The organism is Lapidilactobacillus wuchangensis (assembly GCF_003946645.1).
Taxonomy (GTDB): Bacteria; Bacillota; Bacilli; order Lactobacillales; family Lactobacillaceae; genus Lapidilactobacillus; species Lapidilactobacillus wuchangensis.
In genome coordinates this window covers 27966-45114 of the sequence record NZ_RHOU01000017.1, presented here as the reverse complement: position 1 = coordinate 45114, position 17149 = coordinate 27966, and the positions used below count along the sequence as shown (strand labels likewise).

12 protein-coding genes and 1 other annotated feature are annotated in these 17149 nt (G+C 41.8%); of the genes, 2 read left to right on the top strand and 10 right to left on the bottom strand.

The window, feature by feature from the left end; translation table 11 throughout:
* Positions 1 to 250 precede the first annotated feature (250 nt).
* Positions 251 to 2086: an FtsX-like permease family protein gene (locus EKM82_RS10435; protein ID WP_125769093.1), complete on the bottom strand. Its 1836-nt coding sequence runs from the start codon at positions 2084 to 2086 to the stop codon at positions 251 to 253.
* A gap of 11 nt (positions 2087 to 2097) precedes the next feature.
* Positions 2098 to 2853, bottom strand: a complete 756-nt coding sequence (locus tag EKM82_RS10430) for an ABC transporter ATP-binding protein (RefSeq protein ID WP_125769090.1) — start codon at positions 2851 to 2853, stop codon at positions 2098 to 2100.
* A 1484-nt stretch (positions 2854 to 4337) separates the two neighbouring features.
* Between EKM82_RS10430 and hflX the strand changes: the two genes are divergently transcribed.
* Together hflX and EKM82_RS10420 are read left to right on the top strand one after the other, a co-directional pair.
* The gene (hflX, locus tag EKM82_RS10425; protein WP_125769087.1) at positions 4338 to 5639 is read left to right on the top strand and encodes a GTPase HflX; all 1302 of its coding nucleotides are present in this window, start codon (positions 4338 to 4340) and stop codon (positions 5637 to 5639) included.
* A 320-nt stretch (positions 5640 to 5959) separates the two neighbouring features.
* Entirely contained in the window at positions 5960 to 6631 is a 672-nt protein-coding gene (locus tag EKM82_RS10420; RefSeq protein WP_125769082.1) for an EAL domain-containing protein, read from the top strand.
* A 143-nt stretch (positions 6632 to 6774) separates the two neighbouring features.
* Here the strand turns inward: EKM82_RS10420 and EKM82_RS10415 are convergent, their stop codons facing one another.
* From EKM82_RS10415 to EKM82_RS10380, 8 genes are all read right to left on the bottom strand, one after another.
* Positions 6775 to 9564, bottom strand: coding sequence for a cation-translocating P-type ATPase (locus EKM82_RS10415; RefSeq protein ID WP_125769079.1), 2790 nt, complete (start codon positions 9562 to 9564; stop codon positions 6775 to 6777).
* Positions 9565 to 9616: 52 nt separating this feature from the next.
* Positions 9617 to 9662 (bottom strand) — a sequence feature (sodium ion sensor (DUF1646 type); this cis-regulatory element may regulate processes involved in with the transportation of sodium ions).
* 306 nt (positions 9663 to 9968) lie between these two features.
* Complete coding sequence (locus EKM82_RS10410) at positions 9969 to 10688, bottom strand: sugar transferase (RefSeq protein WP_225419725.1); 720 nt, start codon at positions 10686 to 10688, stop codon at positions 9969 to 9971.
* Positions 10689 to 11042: 354 nt separating this feature from the next.
* Positions 11043 to 11843 carry a tyrosine-protein phosphatase gene (locus EKM82_RS10405; RefSeq protein ID WP_125769076.1) on the bottom strand — a complete coding sequence of 267 codons (801 nt, stop codon included), beginning with the start codon at positions 11841 to 11843 and terminating at the stop codon, positions 11043 to 11045.
* Positions 11800 to 12531, bottom strand: a complete 732-nt coding sequence (locus EKM82_RS10400; RefSeq protein WP_125769073.1) for a CpsD/CapB family tyrosine-protein kinase — start codon at positions 12529 to 12531, stop codon at positions 11800 to 11802. The genes EKM82_RS10405 and EKM82_RS10400 overlap by 44 nt, the downstream gene beginning before the upstream one ends.
* Before the next feature lie 24 nt (positions 12532 to 12555).
* Positions 12556 to 13347, bottom strand: a complete 792-nt coding sequence (locus EKM82_RS10395) for a YveK family protein (protein ID WP_125769070.1) — start codon at positions 13345 to 13347, stop codon at positions 12556 to 12558.
* Positions 13348 to 13480: 133 nt separating this feature from the next.
* Entirely contained in the window at positions 13481 to 14578 is a 1098-nt protein-coding gene (locus EKM82_RS10390; protein WP_125769067.1) for an LCP family glycopolymer transferase, read from the bottom strand.
* Between the two features lie 394 nt (positions 14579 to 14972).
* Positions 14973 to 15611, bottom strand: a complete 639-nt coding sequence (locus tag EKM82_RS10385; protein WP_125769064.1) for a potassium channel family protein — start codon at positions 15609 to 15611, stop codon at positions 14973 to 14975.
* 15 nt (positions 15612 to 15626) lie between these two features.
* Entirely contained in the window at positions 15627 to 17012 is a 1386-nt protein-coding gene (locus EKM82_RS10380; protein WP_164508249.1) for a TrkH family potassium uptake protein, read from the bottom strand.
* Positions 17013 to 17149 lie beyond the last annotated feature (137 nt).

The window sequence follows — 17149 nt, the reverse complement described above, 5'->3', positions numbered from 1 at the left end:
AGGGCGTGGTTGTCAGCCGCCAAATTTGTCTTATTGCTTTAGCAATTAGACAAAGGCTCGTATTGATGACAATTTGATTTGTAATTGGCATCAATCGATGCCGGCCGCGTTCCACAACCAGCAAGCCTGCAATGGAGTCAGAACCAATTCCGCTTTTACACCAGCCTTGGTCTTATTTTTTTGATTAACAATCGAATTCAACAAAAAAGCCACCCAGCTAATTAGCCAAGGTGGTTTTTATCGTATTGCATTATTTATCAATTTCGACTTTAGGAATAACAATGCCGCGATAAAGCAGCACGGTGATCCAGTAGTACAAGCCATAAAGCACAATGAAAATTAAGAATGGTAACCAAATACCATGATATGGATTGACCATCAGGATTTTAAAGAGTTGTAAACCAAACAGCACGTGGACAACACCTAAAGCACCTGGTAAAGCATACAAAATCCCAATTTCCTTCGCTACGGAACGCCGCAACACGTTGCTGCGGGTGCCAATTTTATTCAGCATGTCATAACGGCGAACGTCACTGTAAGCGCCGGATAAAATCTTAAACATCAAGCAGCTAGCGAGCATGGCTAAGAATGAAATGCCTAAGAAGAAGCCCATGAAGATCATTCCTGAATATAACGCCGTAGCCATCATCGCACTGGCGTATTTGGAATTGCTAGCCAGTTCTTTATAAGCTGGTTTTGCTTTAACTTGCAGTTTTTCGATTTGACCAATGCGGTCCCGATCTTTAACGAAATCTTTGACCCGCACTAAAGTAACTGTCTGGATTGGTGCGGTAACTTGGTTAAACTTCGCCTGATCGACAAACGCATAACTTGGTTCCTCTTCATAATTAGTATCAACGCGCAATTCACGATAGGCACTGTCAAAAACAGGACTATCTTGCTTGGCATTGACGTAATCCTTCGCCTGGTAACGTCGTAATTTAGGCAAGGTGATTTCGCCAGTAGAGCCACTGTAATGCATGTAATACATTGGCGTCTTTTCAAAATCGGCTAAATTATAATAGTACTTCTGACCAACCTTCTTGAAACTGTACGTTGCTTGGCTGGTCGTGTTTAGCTTGGCCACTTGTTGGTCAATTGCCTGATTATGCGTGTACAATTTCAAATCATAAGGCGTGCTGGCCGAAGTAATCGCACTCATATCATTACGGAAACCTAAGCCAACAGTGATTGCTCCTAATGCTAAAGCGAATAAAATCGAAATCATCGCTAACATCCGCGTGTAATCATGAATCCGGAAGCTCAACTGTGACAAGGTAAAGTTACGTAACCCTTTTAAAGCGAAATTCTTATTTTTCTTTAGAAAATGGATAATCCAAATGAAAGTGGCATTGAAAGTAAAGTAACTACCTAAGACAATCGTAACTAAGGCCACTGGAATCGCCAGCAATTGCATGATTGATGACATTGCCCAATAACCAACTGCTAAAAGAATGATGCCAAGAATTGCCTGAACGGCTAAACGGCCGGTTTTAACAACCATCCGCGCTGGTTGGTCGGCACTGTGCAACAACTTCAAGACTGGCGTTTTAATTAATTTTCGACTGTTCCAGATTGCTGCCAAAATAAACAAAGTAATAAAGAAGATAATTGTGATCAAGAATGCTGGTAAATAAAAGGCGTTAAAATGTTGTAATTTCAAACCTAACTGTTGAACTAACAGTTGGGCCACAATTTGTGCCAAACCGGTCCCAATCAACGAACCGACTAAAGTTGCCACGGTGCCTAACACGAAAGTTTCCATAAAAATCAATTGGGAAATTTTACTCGTTTTTGCACCCAGCATCATGAACATCCCGTAATCACGCTGGCGCATATTCAATAGAAACGAGTTCGCATAAACTAAATATACTAAGGTGATGATGGCTAACAAAACGGCGCCAAACACGAAGACAAAGCTGGTATTAGCCGCGCTGATCATTGAATTTTTACCAAGAAAATCCTGATTCGTCGCTAAGGCCATAAACATGTAAAATGTCGCTGCCGCCACAATTAACCCTGAGAAAAGTACCAAATAATCCTTCAGGCGACTTTTAATGCCTGACAACGCTAATTTTGATAACATCAAAAGTCCTCCTATTCTGCAAATGTACCTAAATTATCAAGAATTTCCTGATAAAAATCTGCCCGACTACGACTGCCCCGACGTAATTCTTGACCAATTTCACCATCTTTAATAAATAAAATGCGTTGGCAATAACTAGCAGAGAAAGGATCGTGGGTAACCAAAAGAATTGAAACTTGGTCATCGCGATTTAAGGAATCCATTGTTTCCAACAATTCCCGGGCACTATTAGAATCCAGAGCCCCTGTTGGTTCGTCACCAAACAAAATCGCTGGTTGATGTACTAAGGCGCGTGCTGCGGCAACCCGTTGTTTTTGACCACCAGATAATTCGGTTGGATAATGATCCAAAACATGTTCGATCGACAAGCGTTTGGCAATCGCCGCAACTTTTGGTTGAATTTCTTTTGGCGACACATTTTGTAATGATAATGGCAAAGCAATATTTTCAGCGGCGGTCAGATTTTCCAATAAGTTGAAATCTTGGAAAATAAAACCAATCTCACGGCCACGAAAATCAGCCATTTGGTTATTTTTTAATTGGGTAATATCTTGGTGATTGATCAAAACATTGCCACTAGTTGGTTTATCTAAAGTTGACAAAATATTTAATAAAGTTGTTTTACCAGAACCTGACGCGCCCATGATGCCGACAAATTCGCCATTCTGCACGGTAAAATTAACATCTTTCAAAGCGGTAAATTTCTTTTCGTTTCCTTTACCATATGTTTTAACTAAGTGTTGAACTGCTACGACATTCTCTGTCAATTTAATCCCTCCGTTTTCTTAACAAAAACTAGTATAGCAAATTAGAATTAGCTTTTAGTGGGCTTTAGCTAACAAAACGCACTTTAACCTTACAGCTTCGTTAGATACGGGTCGGACCTGAGACCGATTTGGCCTTTGAATCGAATTATTTGGTAAAGTTCAAAACCGTAAGGGCACTAGAAAATGTTGAGACAGAATTGAGTCTGACTCTGTTCCAGACTGCTTGGCGTGGAACGCAGCCGGCATTGATTTGAGCTTATTGCTTTGCAACAATCTCAAATACAAGCCTTTGTCTAACCGCTAAAGCGGCAAGACAAATTTGGCGGCTGACGCCAAGATCCCTCCACGCCGTCTGGAGTTAATGTGTGCACTTCATTATTGGTAGTGTCTGCGGCAGTGGTAGTGGGATTCATTAACTCAATTCAATCAGTAATGATAGTTAAACGGCAAAAAGCGGTGTAACAACTCTATTTTTCAGTAGAGATTATCATACCGTTTTGCACTACCACAAGCTGTTTTTTGCCAGACACTGGTGATCAATTTTTACTAATTTAATCTGTTAGGCGATTGACGACTAACTTCACCAGTATTGCCTTGCTATCAAACAAATCTAAAGTGGTCTGAATTAACTCCAAACGCAGTGGAGGCCGCCGGGTTGTCAGGCGTGAAATTATCCTTGGCGATTTATCGCTTAGGATAAGGCTCGTATTGGAGATTGTTGCGCAGCAATAAGCTTCAATCGACGCCCACACCGTTCCACAACCCGCCGGTCGGAACGGAGTTGTCTGTTATTTCGATGAAAACCAGCTATAGATTTAACCAACTTTCAATAGAAAGCAGCCTTGCTACTAACCATCATTATTACTCTCTGAGTACGCCAAATCTAAAAGGCTTGTCCAAACCATTCGTTTTGTGTTACTATGAACCAGTATTCAATAGAGAAAGGAATGTTATCGATGCGTTTAAAGAGTGCCGCTTTATCCAACAAAACTAAATAAGCACGCTTAACGATTGATGACAGTTCTTGTACGCTTAACAGATTTTAATTTGCTTAAGAGAGCAAGAGTCGGCGTCTAGTCGACTCTTTTTTTGCGCCCAAAAACTGATGTAGCTTCTCGTTAAGTGCTGTATTTATGATTTAAAACGTGTGTAGCGTGTCAGACTGCTAGGCTTAACTTAATTACGCTACGCTGTCTAACCGACACTCCTCTCACTCTATTCAAACGTGTTCAGGGCGGCAAATGGCTAGGCACAATTTAATTATTTGTTCGATTGGTTACACCGCTCAACCAAATAATTGAAATTGTACTACGCCAAAAAAGCCACCGGCCTTCACACTCTATTTTTGAAACGTGTTCGGAGTGTCAGACTGCTAGGCCTAATTTAATTATTTGCCCGATCGGTTGCACCGCTCAATCAAATAATTGAAATTACGCTACGCTGTCTAACCGACACTCCTCACACTCTATTTTAGGAGGTTCTTTATGACCAATACTATCGAAGTAAAAGCACCACAAGAACGGGTTTTGCTTGGCGGCTTGAATTATAATGGTCGCGCTGATTTTGACTACACCATGACTGAACTGGAACAATTGGCGATTGCTGATGAATTAGTCGTTGTTGGTGAAATCCGCCAGAATTTAGATCGAGTTGATCGAGCCACTTATTTTGGCTCCGGCAAAGTTGAAGAAATCAAAGGACTGGCTCAAGAGCTTAACGCCACGACCATTGTGATTGACGATGAATTGTCGCCATCACAAATTGCCAATCTTGAAAAACAAACTGGTTTACACGTGCTTGATCGAACGGAATTAATTCTAGAAATTTTCGCTGACCGGGCGCACACCGCTCAAGCCAAAATCCAAGTTGAAATTGCCCGGCTGCAATATGCCTTGCCACGAATTCATCCCTCAGCCAATAACCTTGACCAGCAACGAGGCGGCGGCGGTTTCAAAAACCGTGGTAGTGGTGAAACTAAGACCGAATTAAATCGTCGGACCATTCGTAAGCGAATTAGTGATCTGCAACAAAAATTAAAGGGCTTGGATCAAGTTGCCTTGACGCAAAAGCAGCGTCGGGACGAAAGTGATATTCCTCGCGTCGCTTTAGTTGGTTACACCAATGCTGGTAAGTCAACCACCATGAATGAACTGTTGCGGACTTTTGCTGGCGAACAAGGCACTGATAAGCAGGTTTTTGAGAAGGATATGTTATTTGCAACCCTAGATACTAGCGTTCGCGAAATTGTTTTACCACAAAATCAACGGTTCCTATTAAGTGACACAGTTGGTTTCGTCAGCCATTTACCACATAACTTGGTGGCTTCCTTCAAATCAACGCTAGCCGAAGCTGCCCAAGCCGATTTACTGATTCAGGTGATTGACTTTTCTGATCCTAACTATCGCGAAATGATGCAGACAACTGCGGAGACGTTGAAAGAAATTGGCATCAAAGATATTCCTATGATCTATGCTTTCAACAAAGCCGACCGCTGCGATGGCGTCAGCTACCCTGAAATTGAAGGCCACGATCTCACCTACTCTGCGAAAGATCCGGCCTCAATTAAGTTGTTAGCAAAAGTGATTACCGACCAAATTTATGCAAATTATCAAACGGTCACTTTGTTAGTACCGTTTAGCGAAGCCCGCGATTTGGCCCAATTAACGGCTAATACAAAAATTTTAAGTCAAAACTACACTGAAACGGGTACTTTAATAGAGGTACAACTTTCTCAACGGCAATTACAAACCTATCAGAAATATCAACAAGCGCCGGCCAAAAATTAATTAAGCAGTCTTTTTAGATACTCATTAACTTTAAGATAATTTTTACCTTATTGATTAGTTGCCAGCTGACTAGCAACTTCTCAGGTAAAATCGTTGACGTAGCAACAGAATTCCTCTATGATATGAATATATTTAGCTTATCATTATAGACTAGAATCTGCTGATCAATTCCGCAATAACGGTTTGTTAATTGTTGCATATTATTCTAGTTATGGTAAAATTACTTTTCAGTATAAGTTATATTATTTAATGGAACTAATATTAAATTTCATTAGTAGCATTGTTAACCTCAATTTTATTTTGAGTAAGGAGTGTCCGTGATGTATCGTTTTTTTGCCCAACCTCAAGTCGATTATAAGGGCCATTCAATTTATGGGTATGAAGTTTTGCTACGCCAAAAAAGCGCCGATACTTGGCATCTCCCGAAAAGTTTCAACGAGGTCGCCATTAATGAACAAACAAAGTTAGTTGAAGAGCTCATCAATACTTTGGAAACCCGGGTCAAGAATAAAATTGTCGCCTTCAATTTAAATCTTGAGCAATTCCGGAATCCAATCACCTTGGGCGCAATCATTAAATTAAAAAAGCGGATCAATCCGGCTGGCTTAATGGTGGAGCTAACTGAAGCCCCAACTTTAGCCGAAGTCAAAGAATTCAGCCTTTTCTTGCATCAATATCAAATCAGCTTAGGAATCGATGACGTTGGCACTGGTTCCAACACTTTTGAAAATATCGAACTCTTGTTACCTTACGTTGACGAAATTAAATTGGCCATGCAGAATCTTCGCGAAGAAGGTCATAGCGATCACATTCCGGCCTATTTAGATTTCTGGTCAAAACAAGCTCAAGATTATCACTTAAACATTGTCCTTGAAGGTATTGAGAATCAAGCCGATCAATCTTTAGCTGAACTTTATGGTATTAATATTCATCAAGGTTATTTCTATGGTAAGCCTTCATTAGTGGAACGAAAGTCATGCTCTAAAAATTAAAGTCAAATTAAGAACCCACTCGGCAATTGTCGAGTGGGTTCTTTTTTATCATGTGTGACTGAAGACAGTTATTGTAAAATTGCGATGAGCTCATGACCTATGTCACGACCTCAATTAATGAAACTTAGCCATGATGCTGCTTTTTACCACCACTTGATTGCTGGCCAAATTTCTTTCACTCCTGACAAGAGCAAGGTTGGCACTCCAGGTAGAATAATGACTGCTAAATAAAGTGGCCCTGTTAAAGCCGTGGTCCCAAAAACCTCATTGAAAAATGGAATCACGGTGATCAACAGTGAGGCAATGCCGGCGAAGGCTACTGCCATGACTAACCGTGAGTTGCTGAACGGATTGCGGTGGAATAAAGTCGTCGTGCTCCGCGCATCAAACACGTGCCACAGTTGACCAAACACTAAGGTCAAGAAAGCAATCGTCTGACATTTTTCAGGTGCAAAGCCAGCATTTGCGGCCCAAATAAAGGCCACAAACACTACCCCGCCCATGATGACACCACGAACCAGCACTCGAGATAATAATCCTTCCGCAAAAATCGATTGTTGCGTATCGCGGGGCTGCTCTTGCATAATATCGCGCTCAGCCTCATCGTAGCCTAACGCAAATGATGGCAACGCATCACTAACCATATTGACCCATAAAACCATCAAGGCTGACAGCACCGGCGTTAATTCTGAAACCCGACCAATTGGCGCCGTCATGAAAAAGACGCCTAACAATAATGACAGAACCTCAGCAACATTAGTGGTCAATTCATGCCGAATAAAATTCTTGATATTTGCAAAAATGCGACGGCCGGCAGCAACAGAATGTTCAATTGTCGTAAATTTATCATCTAATAAAATTAAATCAGCTGAATCTTTCGTCACTTCAGTTCCATTGATCCCCATGGCAATGCCAATATCGGCCGCGCGTAAAGCAGGCGCATCGTTAACACCATCCCCAGTCATCGCCACGATTTCTTGATGATCTTGTAATAGATGGACGATCCGTTGTTTATGCTCTGGTGAGACCCGTGCATAAACACGAATGTCCGGCACTAACGCTGACAACTCAGAATCGCTTAATTGGTCAATTTCAGGCCCTGTGAGCACTCTGGCATTAGCATCAGTAATAATACCTAATTTCAATGCAATTGCTCGTGCTGTGGCACCATGGTCACCAGTAATCATGACCACGTTGACCCCTGCTTGATGCAAGGTTGCAATTGAGCGTCGTACTTCCGGCCGTGGTGGATCAATGATGCCAGCGATTCCTAACAGCTGCAAATGTTGCTCCAATTCGGCTTGCGGGGCATTTTTTGCTTGTTCGGCGGTAATTGTCCGTTCACAGACCGCTAAAGTTCGCAACGCTTGTTGGGCATAGACGTTGATCTGCTGTTGTAACTGTTCTTTAACGCTAACAACTGGCACCATTTCCTGATGCTGCCAAACTTGATCCGTTTTCGTTAAGATCACATCTGGTGCGCCTTTAGTCAAAATTTTATAGATCTCACCATGCTTGATGATCACACTCATCATTTTCCGCGTACTATCAAACGGAAAAACACGCACAATTTCAATATTATCAGCCCCAGTTTGGTTCAATAACTGGTCACGGTAGTAATTGGCCTTCTGACCCAGCACCACCAATGACACATCAGTTGGATTGCCAAAAGGTCGATATTGCCCAGCGCCATCCTGACTGATACTCGCTTCATTATTGAGCACAGCTGCGCGCATAAACCGCTCGTACACTTGCGGGTCGGCCACCAGATCAGTCATTGTTTCAATTTCGCCGCTTGGTTCGTAGCCGTTACCGTCAACTTGGAATTGTTCGCCATTACTCCAGAAATGAGTCACGGTCATTTCATTTTTCGTTAAAGTACCGGTTTTATCAGAAGCAATAAAAGTTGTGGCGCCCAAGGTTTCCACACTATTCAGCGACTTCACCAGTCCCTTATTGCGTGCCAAACTGGTCGCGCCAATCGTCAAGACAATTGAGAGCACCACTGGCAAGGCATCAGGAATTGCTGCCACTGCTAAAGCAATTGCCGTGGATAAATTTTCCGCAATCCCGGTAAACGTCAATTGGCCGGTATTGACCAATTCTTTGCCCATTCCGAAACCTAAAACTAACACCACGATGCCGGCAGCAACGTACATTAACTTCTTGGTAAGTTGCGCAACTGTTTTTTCAATCGGCGTTTTCTGATTTTCGGTATCATTTAATAACTGGGCGATATGGCCTAACTCAGTGTCCATCCCAGTGGCGACGACCACGCCAATACCATTTCCCTGAACCACCGTTGAGCCAGAATAACCCATATTGGTTCGTTCCGCTAATGGCACCTCGCCACTTAAAGCAAAGCGCGTTTTCTGAACCGGCTCAGCTTCACCCGTTAAATGGGATTCGTTGACCTGCAATTCATTGGCCGTCACCCAGCGCAAATCAGCATCTAAGAAATCACCCATCTTGACACTCACAATGTCCCCAGCCACTAAATCCGCTGCCGGCACTTGTTGCCAGTCACCATCGCGCAAAACCGCAGCTTGATGATTGGCCATTTGTTTTAATGCCGCCAAAGACTTCTGTGCTTTCGTTTCTTGAACATAAGCCAGAATCGCATTGATCATGATCAAAATAAAAATAACAATGGCTTCATAAATCGAAGCTTGACCGTGACTGGCATCATGATTAACAAAGAAATCATAACTGGCACTGACTAAAGCCAGCGCTACAGCAATCCAAAGAACAATCACAATTGGTTCTTTAAACGTCCGCAAGAAAATCCGCCAACCAGGATCGGCTTTCTTTTGCGCCAACTCATTAGGGCCCTGACTAGCTAAACGCTCCTGTGCCGCCTCACTACTTAACCCTTGGTGCCGCGATGTTTGCAATCTTTTTAAAATATCCAGACGATGTTCGTTATAAAACATAAGTCACTCCTCATTATTATTGACCACGAAAAAAGAGCCCTGCTCAAAAGTGCCTTTCTCACCCCAGAAAGGTACACCTTGAAAGCAAAGCTCCAACCGTTTCGTGCATTAAATTAACTTTATTATTCCATAGATTAAATAAACTTGTCAAGAATAGAGTGTGAGGGCTGCCGGATTTTTGGCGTAGGATAATTTCGAATATCTGATTGAGCGGTGCCAACCGATCGAGCAGATATTCAAATTAGCCATAGCCATTTGGCAACCCGAACACGTTTTCAATAGAGTGTGAGGAGCGATGTTCTTTAGGCATAGCCAACTGCTGCTCTGAACACATTTTGCCAGCTAAAAAAGCAGCCGCAGCTGCTTTTTGTATAAAATATATTTTAATAAAATAATGTCGTAAATTAGTAAGCACCATTCGGATGAAAAATAATAGCGACTGTTGACCAAATGATTTGTAAATCAAATTTAATTCCAGATTGACGAATATAACGAATATCTAGATCAACCATTTCTTGGAAGCCAACATCATTGCGACCGCTGACCTGCCATAAACCAGTACAACCTGGTTTAACGAGCAAGCGCTGGCGATCATAACTGGTGTACTCAGCGACTTCACGTGGTAATGGTGGCCGTGGTCCAACCAGCGACATGTGACCCAATAGCACATTTAATAATTGTGGGAATTCATCAATACTGGTTTTGCGAATAAAATGCCCAATTTTAGTCACCCGGGGATCGTGCTTCATTTTGAACATTGCCCCATCAACTTCGTTTTTCGCCATTAAGGATGCCAGTTTAGCTTCGGCATTGACACACATTGATCTAAACTTATACATCCGAAACTTCTGACCATCCTGGCCCACTCGAATCTGACTAAAGAAAACTGGCCCCTGAGGATCATCCAGCTTGATCAATAATGCAATGATTAAAAAAACTGGTGCTAAAATAATTAATCCGCAAAGACTAGCAAATATGTCAAACAATCGCTTCACTAGTTGATATCCCCAACGGCTGGTAATTTTAGTCCGATTCAACCATTGCAAATTGGCTGTTGAATCACCCGCGGTTTGCTCAAACTCTGAAGAAGAATAACTGTCTGCCATTCCTTCTCGTTTATCCAATACTTATTCCTCCAAAGCGCCAAATCTCTGCCCTAGAGAAATTTGACCCCGACTTACTACAAATGTGCCGTTAGCCCCTACCAAAAGTTTAACTTTCCATTTGTGAATACGAATCTAATTATACTGATTAACTTGTGAAGTTTCAAGGTAACTTTAAACACGAAGCTTATTAGTTTCTTAACTATTAAGCGCCGACAAATGCTGGTATAACAGCAGTTCATTGATATTTCGAAGCTTGTTTACAGATTAATTACATTATTTTGTTATCAAATTACTTTACACAGAAAAATAAAAAGACTAACAAACTAGTTGCCAGTCTTATTGATTCATTAAAAAAATATACCATCAAAATAGTTACTTAAAAAAATGGTGTTTTTCAATTGGTGCTGCCGCAATCGGATGATTTAAGGGCTCACCATTAATAATATGCCGTGAATTTTGATAGAAGATCGGGCCATAACTGCGATCGAGGTCATCCAAAGCAAAATAGGCATCGCGTAGCGCAAATTGACGATTCTTAAGCATATGGGCATCAGAAGCAATGATTTGCACCAAACCATGAGTAATTAATTCTTCAGAAAACTTCTTAGTTTTACGACCGAAACCACCAACTAAGCTAGTCGCCGTCAATTGTGCCAAGGCGCCGTTATTAATGAACTCATACAACAAGCTGGGATCTTTAATGATCCGCGCATTCCGCTCAGGATGGGCGATGATCGGCGTAATATTCTGACAACTTAATTCGAAGAATAATTCTTCGGCGTATTGTGGCACTTCCTCATGAGGAAATTCTACCAGCAAATAATTCATATTGGCATCTAAGCCGATCAAATCAGGTAATCTTTTTGCCAAATCACCATTCAAGTGAACTTCTTGCCCAGGATAAATTGTCAGTGGAATCTGCGCTTGATCTAACTCATGCTGAAAAGCCACCACTGCCCGCCGCACATCAGCCGAATGATTAACAAAATGACGGTCCAAATGATGTGGCGTCGCGACAATATAACCAATACCTTCACTGACTGCTGCTCGCGCTAAGGCCAAAGAATCCGCTAAGCTTTTAGAACCATCATCGATTCCCGGTAAGATGTGACAATGTAAATCAACTAAACTATTTTTCCGTGTCGCTGTAGTAGTAGCCTTGTCCGTATCCATAATAGCCGTCAGCCCCCTTGACTTTCACATCATTCAAGATAACGCCCAAAATATTGGCATGTGCTTGTTCTAAAGCCACTTTTGTATCCTTAACGGCGGCTTTAGTGGTGTGATTCTGCCGCACAACTAAAATAACCCCATCAACGATACTGGCCAAGATTTGTCCGTCGGTCACTGGTAAAATTGGTGGCGCATCGACAATCACTAAATCGAAATTACGTTCTAACTCAGCTAATACCCGCGACATGGCTTGACTACTCAATAATTCTGCTGGATTAGGTGGTGTTGGTCCACTGGGAATGATCGTCAAATTAGCAATTCCCGTCTCATGGGTGACTTCCATGGCGTTATGGTACTGATGAACCAGCAAATTAGTTAAGCCACGATTGGGATCAGCAATTTTAAAAGTACGATTAACTGTGGAACGACGCAAATCAGCATCAACTAAAACTACCCGCTTACCAGCGTTAGCAAATTCCACCGCCAAATTAGCCGTGATGGTTGATTTACCTTCAGAAGCCGTGGCAGAAGTTAACATGATTTTACGTAAATTCTGAGCCTCTTGAGCAAAACTAATATTAGTCCGCACAGTTTTGATTTGCTCAGTCAAAACTGACATGGGTTCTGTTACCGTAAATAAATTGGCCGCTTGAATCGGCTCGATCGTTGTTTTCTTTTTTCCAAACATTATTTGCTCACCTCATCCATCATTCTAAACACGTTTCGTCGTCGCTCGTGGCTGCGGCCGCATACCAGGTTGTTGTTCAGCTGGCTTTTGAACCGCCTGCTGCAAAGCCTGATTCTGTGCAGCTGCATGGTTCTTAGAATGATGATAATGACCAACAACGCCCAACTTGGTCAAGCCCATTTCGTTGGTTAAGAAATCAACGTCCTTCACATTATGATCAGTTAATTCAATTAGGAAAGCGATGCCGACACCAATAATTAGGCCTAAAACTGCACCGATTAACAGATTTCGTTGTTTCTTGGGCGAAACCGGACTCTTGGGCTTTTGTGCGTCAGCAATAATTGTGACGTTATTAATACTGAGAATTTTCTTCACTCGTTGTTTAAAAGTCACCGCAACTAGATTAGCCATCTTAGTTGCATAGGCCGCATTCTCATCAGTAATGCTCACTGTGAAGACTTGCGAATTCTGTTCATTCGTTACCGCAATATTCTTTTCCAGTTGGGCTAACGAAATATTGTAATGATCCTCAGCCGCCAATTTCTCACGAACCGGGTTTAAAACAACTGATTTGGTAATAATGTCCTTATAAGTGTTGATCATTTGCACATCGGCCTGTTGATCACTTAATTGATTCATAGCGTTATCTTGTTTTCGATTAACCAAGATATCAACACTGGCCTGATACTTCGGCGTCATCACAAAGAAACTTAAGACCCCAGCGATCACGATTCCTAAAACTGTGGTCAGGACGATGGCTGTCCAATGTTTACGAATAATTTTAAATAAATCGCCTAAACTAAATTCCTGCTCCATTACAAACTCCTGAACTTATTCATTTTTTGCCAACTTTTCACTCACAAAAATGAGATTGATCGTAAATCATCATTGCTGATCAACCTCATCGTTTACTGCTGCCAGAATTAAGCCGCAACAGTGTTTGAACTATTTAATTATCGCTACCATCCCAAGGCGTTGTATCATTCTTGCTGGAATAAACAACGTATTGTTGTCGATCATTCTTACTCTTGAAATCAAAATTATTATTCTTGATATTCAATTGATTTTGCCGAGTTTCTTGATTACTAATAGTTTCTTTTGCTAGGCCGTTTTCTTCGCGGAGCTTATCAGAAACTCGTTGTAATTCGGAAGTTGGGGCAATCTGGATCATGGCGTCGCCCCACATGGCACTAACACCTTGTAAATGATCACTGGACATATTCTCAGCATAACCACGATAATCCTTGAAAATGCTGACCATATCATCAAAGGATAAATTAGTCACCATATTGCTCGAAATCGACTGTAGCACTGATTGGAAATTGGTTAAAGTCCGAGTACTTGCTGCGGCCTGAATCGCTGAGGTAATGACCTGACGTTGCCGCTCTTGCCGACCATAATCGCCACGAGGATCATCATACCGCATCCGTGAATATTCCAAGGCCTCTTTGCCGTTTAAATGCATTTTACCTTTTGTAAACTTAATGCCCTCATAGGTAAAGGTAAATGGTACTACCACGTCAACGCCACCAACGGCTGTTACAATCTTAGTTAAGCCGCCCATGTTGATTGTCACGTAGTATTCCAACGGCACATTAATCAACGTTGAAATTGATTTCAAGGCCATTTTGGAGCCGCCCTTTTCATAGGCCGCATTAATTCGCTCAAAGTCAAAAGTATCCGTGCCAATTGCTTCAGCCATCGTATCCCGGGGAATACTCGTTAAAGTCGTTTGCTTCTTAGCCGGATTAATGGTCGCAATGATCATTGTATCGGTCCGGCCTTTATAATTACGGCCAAATGCCCCAGTATCCGTCCCCATTAACAAAACATTCAATGGCTTTTGCTGACTGATGACAGTTTTAGCTGTCTTGGTTTCGCCAGCACTCTTATAAGTTGAATCGATTGCGCTTTTAGCGGAGACGAAGAACCAAGTCCCATATGCCAACACGCCTACAATTAACACACCTAAAATAATTAAAATCGTATTACGAACTGGGTGCTTGCGCTGATGCCCAGTCCGACGATGTTGCTCTTGCCCATCCACTTGCCGTGAACCTCCATTAGTAAAAAGTAAAATTTATCACGATTAATTTCTAGTCTATCATGACTTGTGCAAAACAAAAACAAGTTTTTCGAATTGAAACAATTATTTAATCTTATTTCGCTGAAAATACTGTCAAATCAATATTTCAATACACAATTTTCAAGTGATAATCGTTGCTAATTCAATTATTATTAACTCTTAAAATAAGAAATCAATCCAGTCAGTTAGCTATCACCAATGACAAAAGAATTTTTAAGCTTAATCAGTATTTAGCCAATATTTCGAAATTCGTTTATCATTAGTCATAAAAAAACACCCTGATCAAGAAATGATCAAGGTGCTTTTTTGGGTGAACAAATTAAACGGATTAGAACGCCACGCTGACAAATTTAGGCTACTCATTGCTTAACATGATTAACACATCATCCTGTTCCATCTTTAAATCAGCTGGCACGGGAATAATAATTTTCTGGTCACGAATTACGGCCATGATCGTGTAATCATAATTCTTGCGAATATCAAGATCAGCAACGGTGTGCCCAATCCAATCACGATGGGGGTGAATTTCGGTAATAGCTTGGCGGCCAGCTTTTTCCAAAATATCGATCATATCAGGATCAATTAAACTATGGGCAACTTTTTCACCCATTTCAATTTCTGGCAAAATAACTTGATCAGCACCAATTCGTTGCAGAATTTTCTTCTGGCGTTGCCCCAAGGCTTTAACGACAATTTTAGGCACACCGAGTTCTTTGGCAGCCATCGTCGCCATGATTGCGGCTTCAAAGTTCTCCCCCATGGCCAACACGACCACATCAAAGTCGCCAATTCCTAAATCTTTCAATGTATCCTCATCAGCAACATCTGCCTGGACCACATGACTAGTGTATTCGGCCGCTTCATTTAAACGTTCTTCATTAGTATCACATGCTAAAACCGTGGCATCATATTCAGCCAACGTCCGCACAATACTCATTCCAAAGCGACCCAAACCTAAGACTGCAAACTGTAGATCGACACGTTCTGTATCCATAATAACCTCCAATATTTAACCAATAACTACTGTTTCTTCGGGGTAATGATAATTTTTCTGTTCGAGTCGCCGACTTAATGCGACGATAACGGTAATCGGTGACAGACGCCCAATGAACATACATAACATAATCACGATTTTGCCCACCTGGCTGAGATGTGGTGTGATGCCCGTCGTCAACCCCACTGTTCCCATGGCCGAGCTCACTTCATAAACAATATCAAGTAAGGAATGATTAAACGCTGACGTCTGCTCGCTAAAGTTTAAAATAATAATGGCTGCCAAAGTAATTAATAGAAACGCCGTCATGACCGTCAATGCCTTCTGCAATAAATTAATTGGCAACGTCCGTTTAAACCCAATGATTTTTGGCTCGCCGCGTAACGCCGAATGAACGGCGATTAAAACCACGGCAATCGTCACTGTTTTAATCCCGCCGGCAGTCCCCGCAGGCGAACCACCAATAATCATGAGCACGGAAGACAACAATTTACTCAGTTCAGTCAGGCCAGCTTGATCAATTGAATAATAGCCGGCAGTTCGCAAAGTAATTGCTTGGAATAAACTATTTAAAATTTTATGACTAACTGATAACCTACCCAGAGTCTGGTCATTTGACCACTCCAGAATTAAAAACGCCACCGTTCCGAAAAGTAACAAGCTCCCCGTCATGAGTAGCACGATCTTGCTGTGAACCGATAACATTTCCAGACGGTGAGTGAGCGACCATTGCCGATGCTGGCGCAACTTGGTTAATAGCTCAATTATCACGGGAAAGCCTAAACCGCCAATAATAATTAACAACCCAATCGTTAATAAAATGGCCCAGTTATCGCCAAATGGCAGCACGCTGTTATTGCCAATCACGTCAAAGCCAGCGTTACAAAACGCCGATATGGCATGAAAAATACCTTCATAAATTGCACGACCCCAAGAGACTGATTGCGCGTGGTGAAATAGAAAGGTCAGTATAACTGCGCCAGTTGCTTCACAGGCCAGCGTAATTTTGACAGCACGCGCAATGAACGGTCCCATTCCGCCGATTTTATTCTGACCATAGGCCGTTTGAATAAGCACACTATTCTCTAAAGAAATCCGCCGATTAAATAATTTCAAACTCGCCACGAAAATTGAAATAAAACCTAACGCCCCAAATTGAATCAAGGCCAAAATAACCAACTGGCCAAATAAAGTCCAATGTTCTAAAGTATTGACTACGACTAAACCAGTGACACAACTAGCCGAAGTGGCAGTGAACAGTGCATCCAGAAAGCCGATCGAACGGCCATCGTTACTGGCCAGCGGTGTATTCAGCAATAAGGCCCCAAGTAAAATTAAAATTACAAAACTGAGCGCAATGAGTTGCGTCGCTGAAAAATGATAACGTTTCTTAGTTAGCAATTTTGCCTTCTCCTTCAAAATAATACCTATTAATTCAGTATAGCATTGCCAGGAGCGAGACGAAATAAGGGTTGCTACTTCTTTGCCAACTAACTTTCTGGATAAAAGTTCAAATCATCTAATGCTTGTGTTAAAAC

Coding starts and splice junctions, on each gene's coding strand:
- EKM82_RS10435 (WP_125769093.1), bottom strand. CDS start 2,086: ATGTTATCAAAATTAGCGTTGTCAGGCATTAAAAGTCGCCTGAAGGAT.
- hflX (WP_125769087.1), top strand. CDS start 4,338: ATGACCAATACTATCGAAGTAAAAGCACCACAAGAACGGGTTTTGCTT.
- EKM82_RS10420 (WP_125769082.1), top strand. CDS start 5,960: ATGTATCGTTTTTTTGCCCAACCTCAAGTCGATTATAAGGGCCATTCA.
- EKM82_RS10415 (WP_125769079.1), bottom strand. CDS start 9,564: ATGTTTTATAACGAACATCGTCTGGATATTTTAAAAAGATTGCAAACA.
- EKM82_RS10405 (WP_125769076.1), bottom strand. CDS start 11,843: ATGGATACGGACAAGGCTACTACTACAGCGACACGGAAAAATAGTTTA.
- EKM82_RS10400 (WP_125769073.1), bottom strand. CDS start 12,531: ATGTTTGGAAAAAAGAAAACAACGATCGAGCCGATTCAAGCGGCCAAT.
- EKM82_RS10395 (WP_125769070.1), bottom strand. CDS start 13,347: ATGGAGCAGGAATTTAGTTTAGGCGATTTATTTAAAATTATTCGTAAA.
- EKM82_RS10385 (WP_125769064.1), bottom strand. CDS start 15,611: ATGGATACAGAACGTGTCGATCTACAGTTTGCAGTCTTAGGTTTGGGT.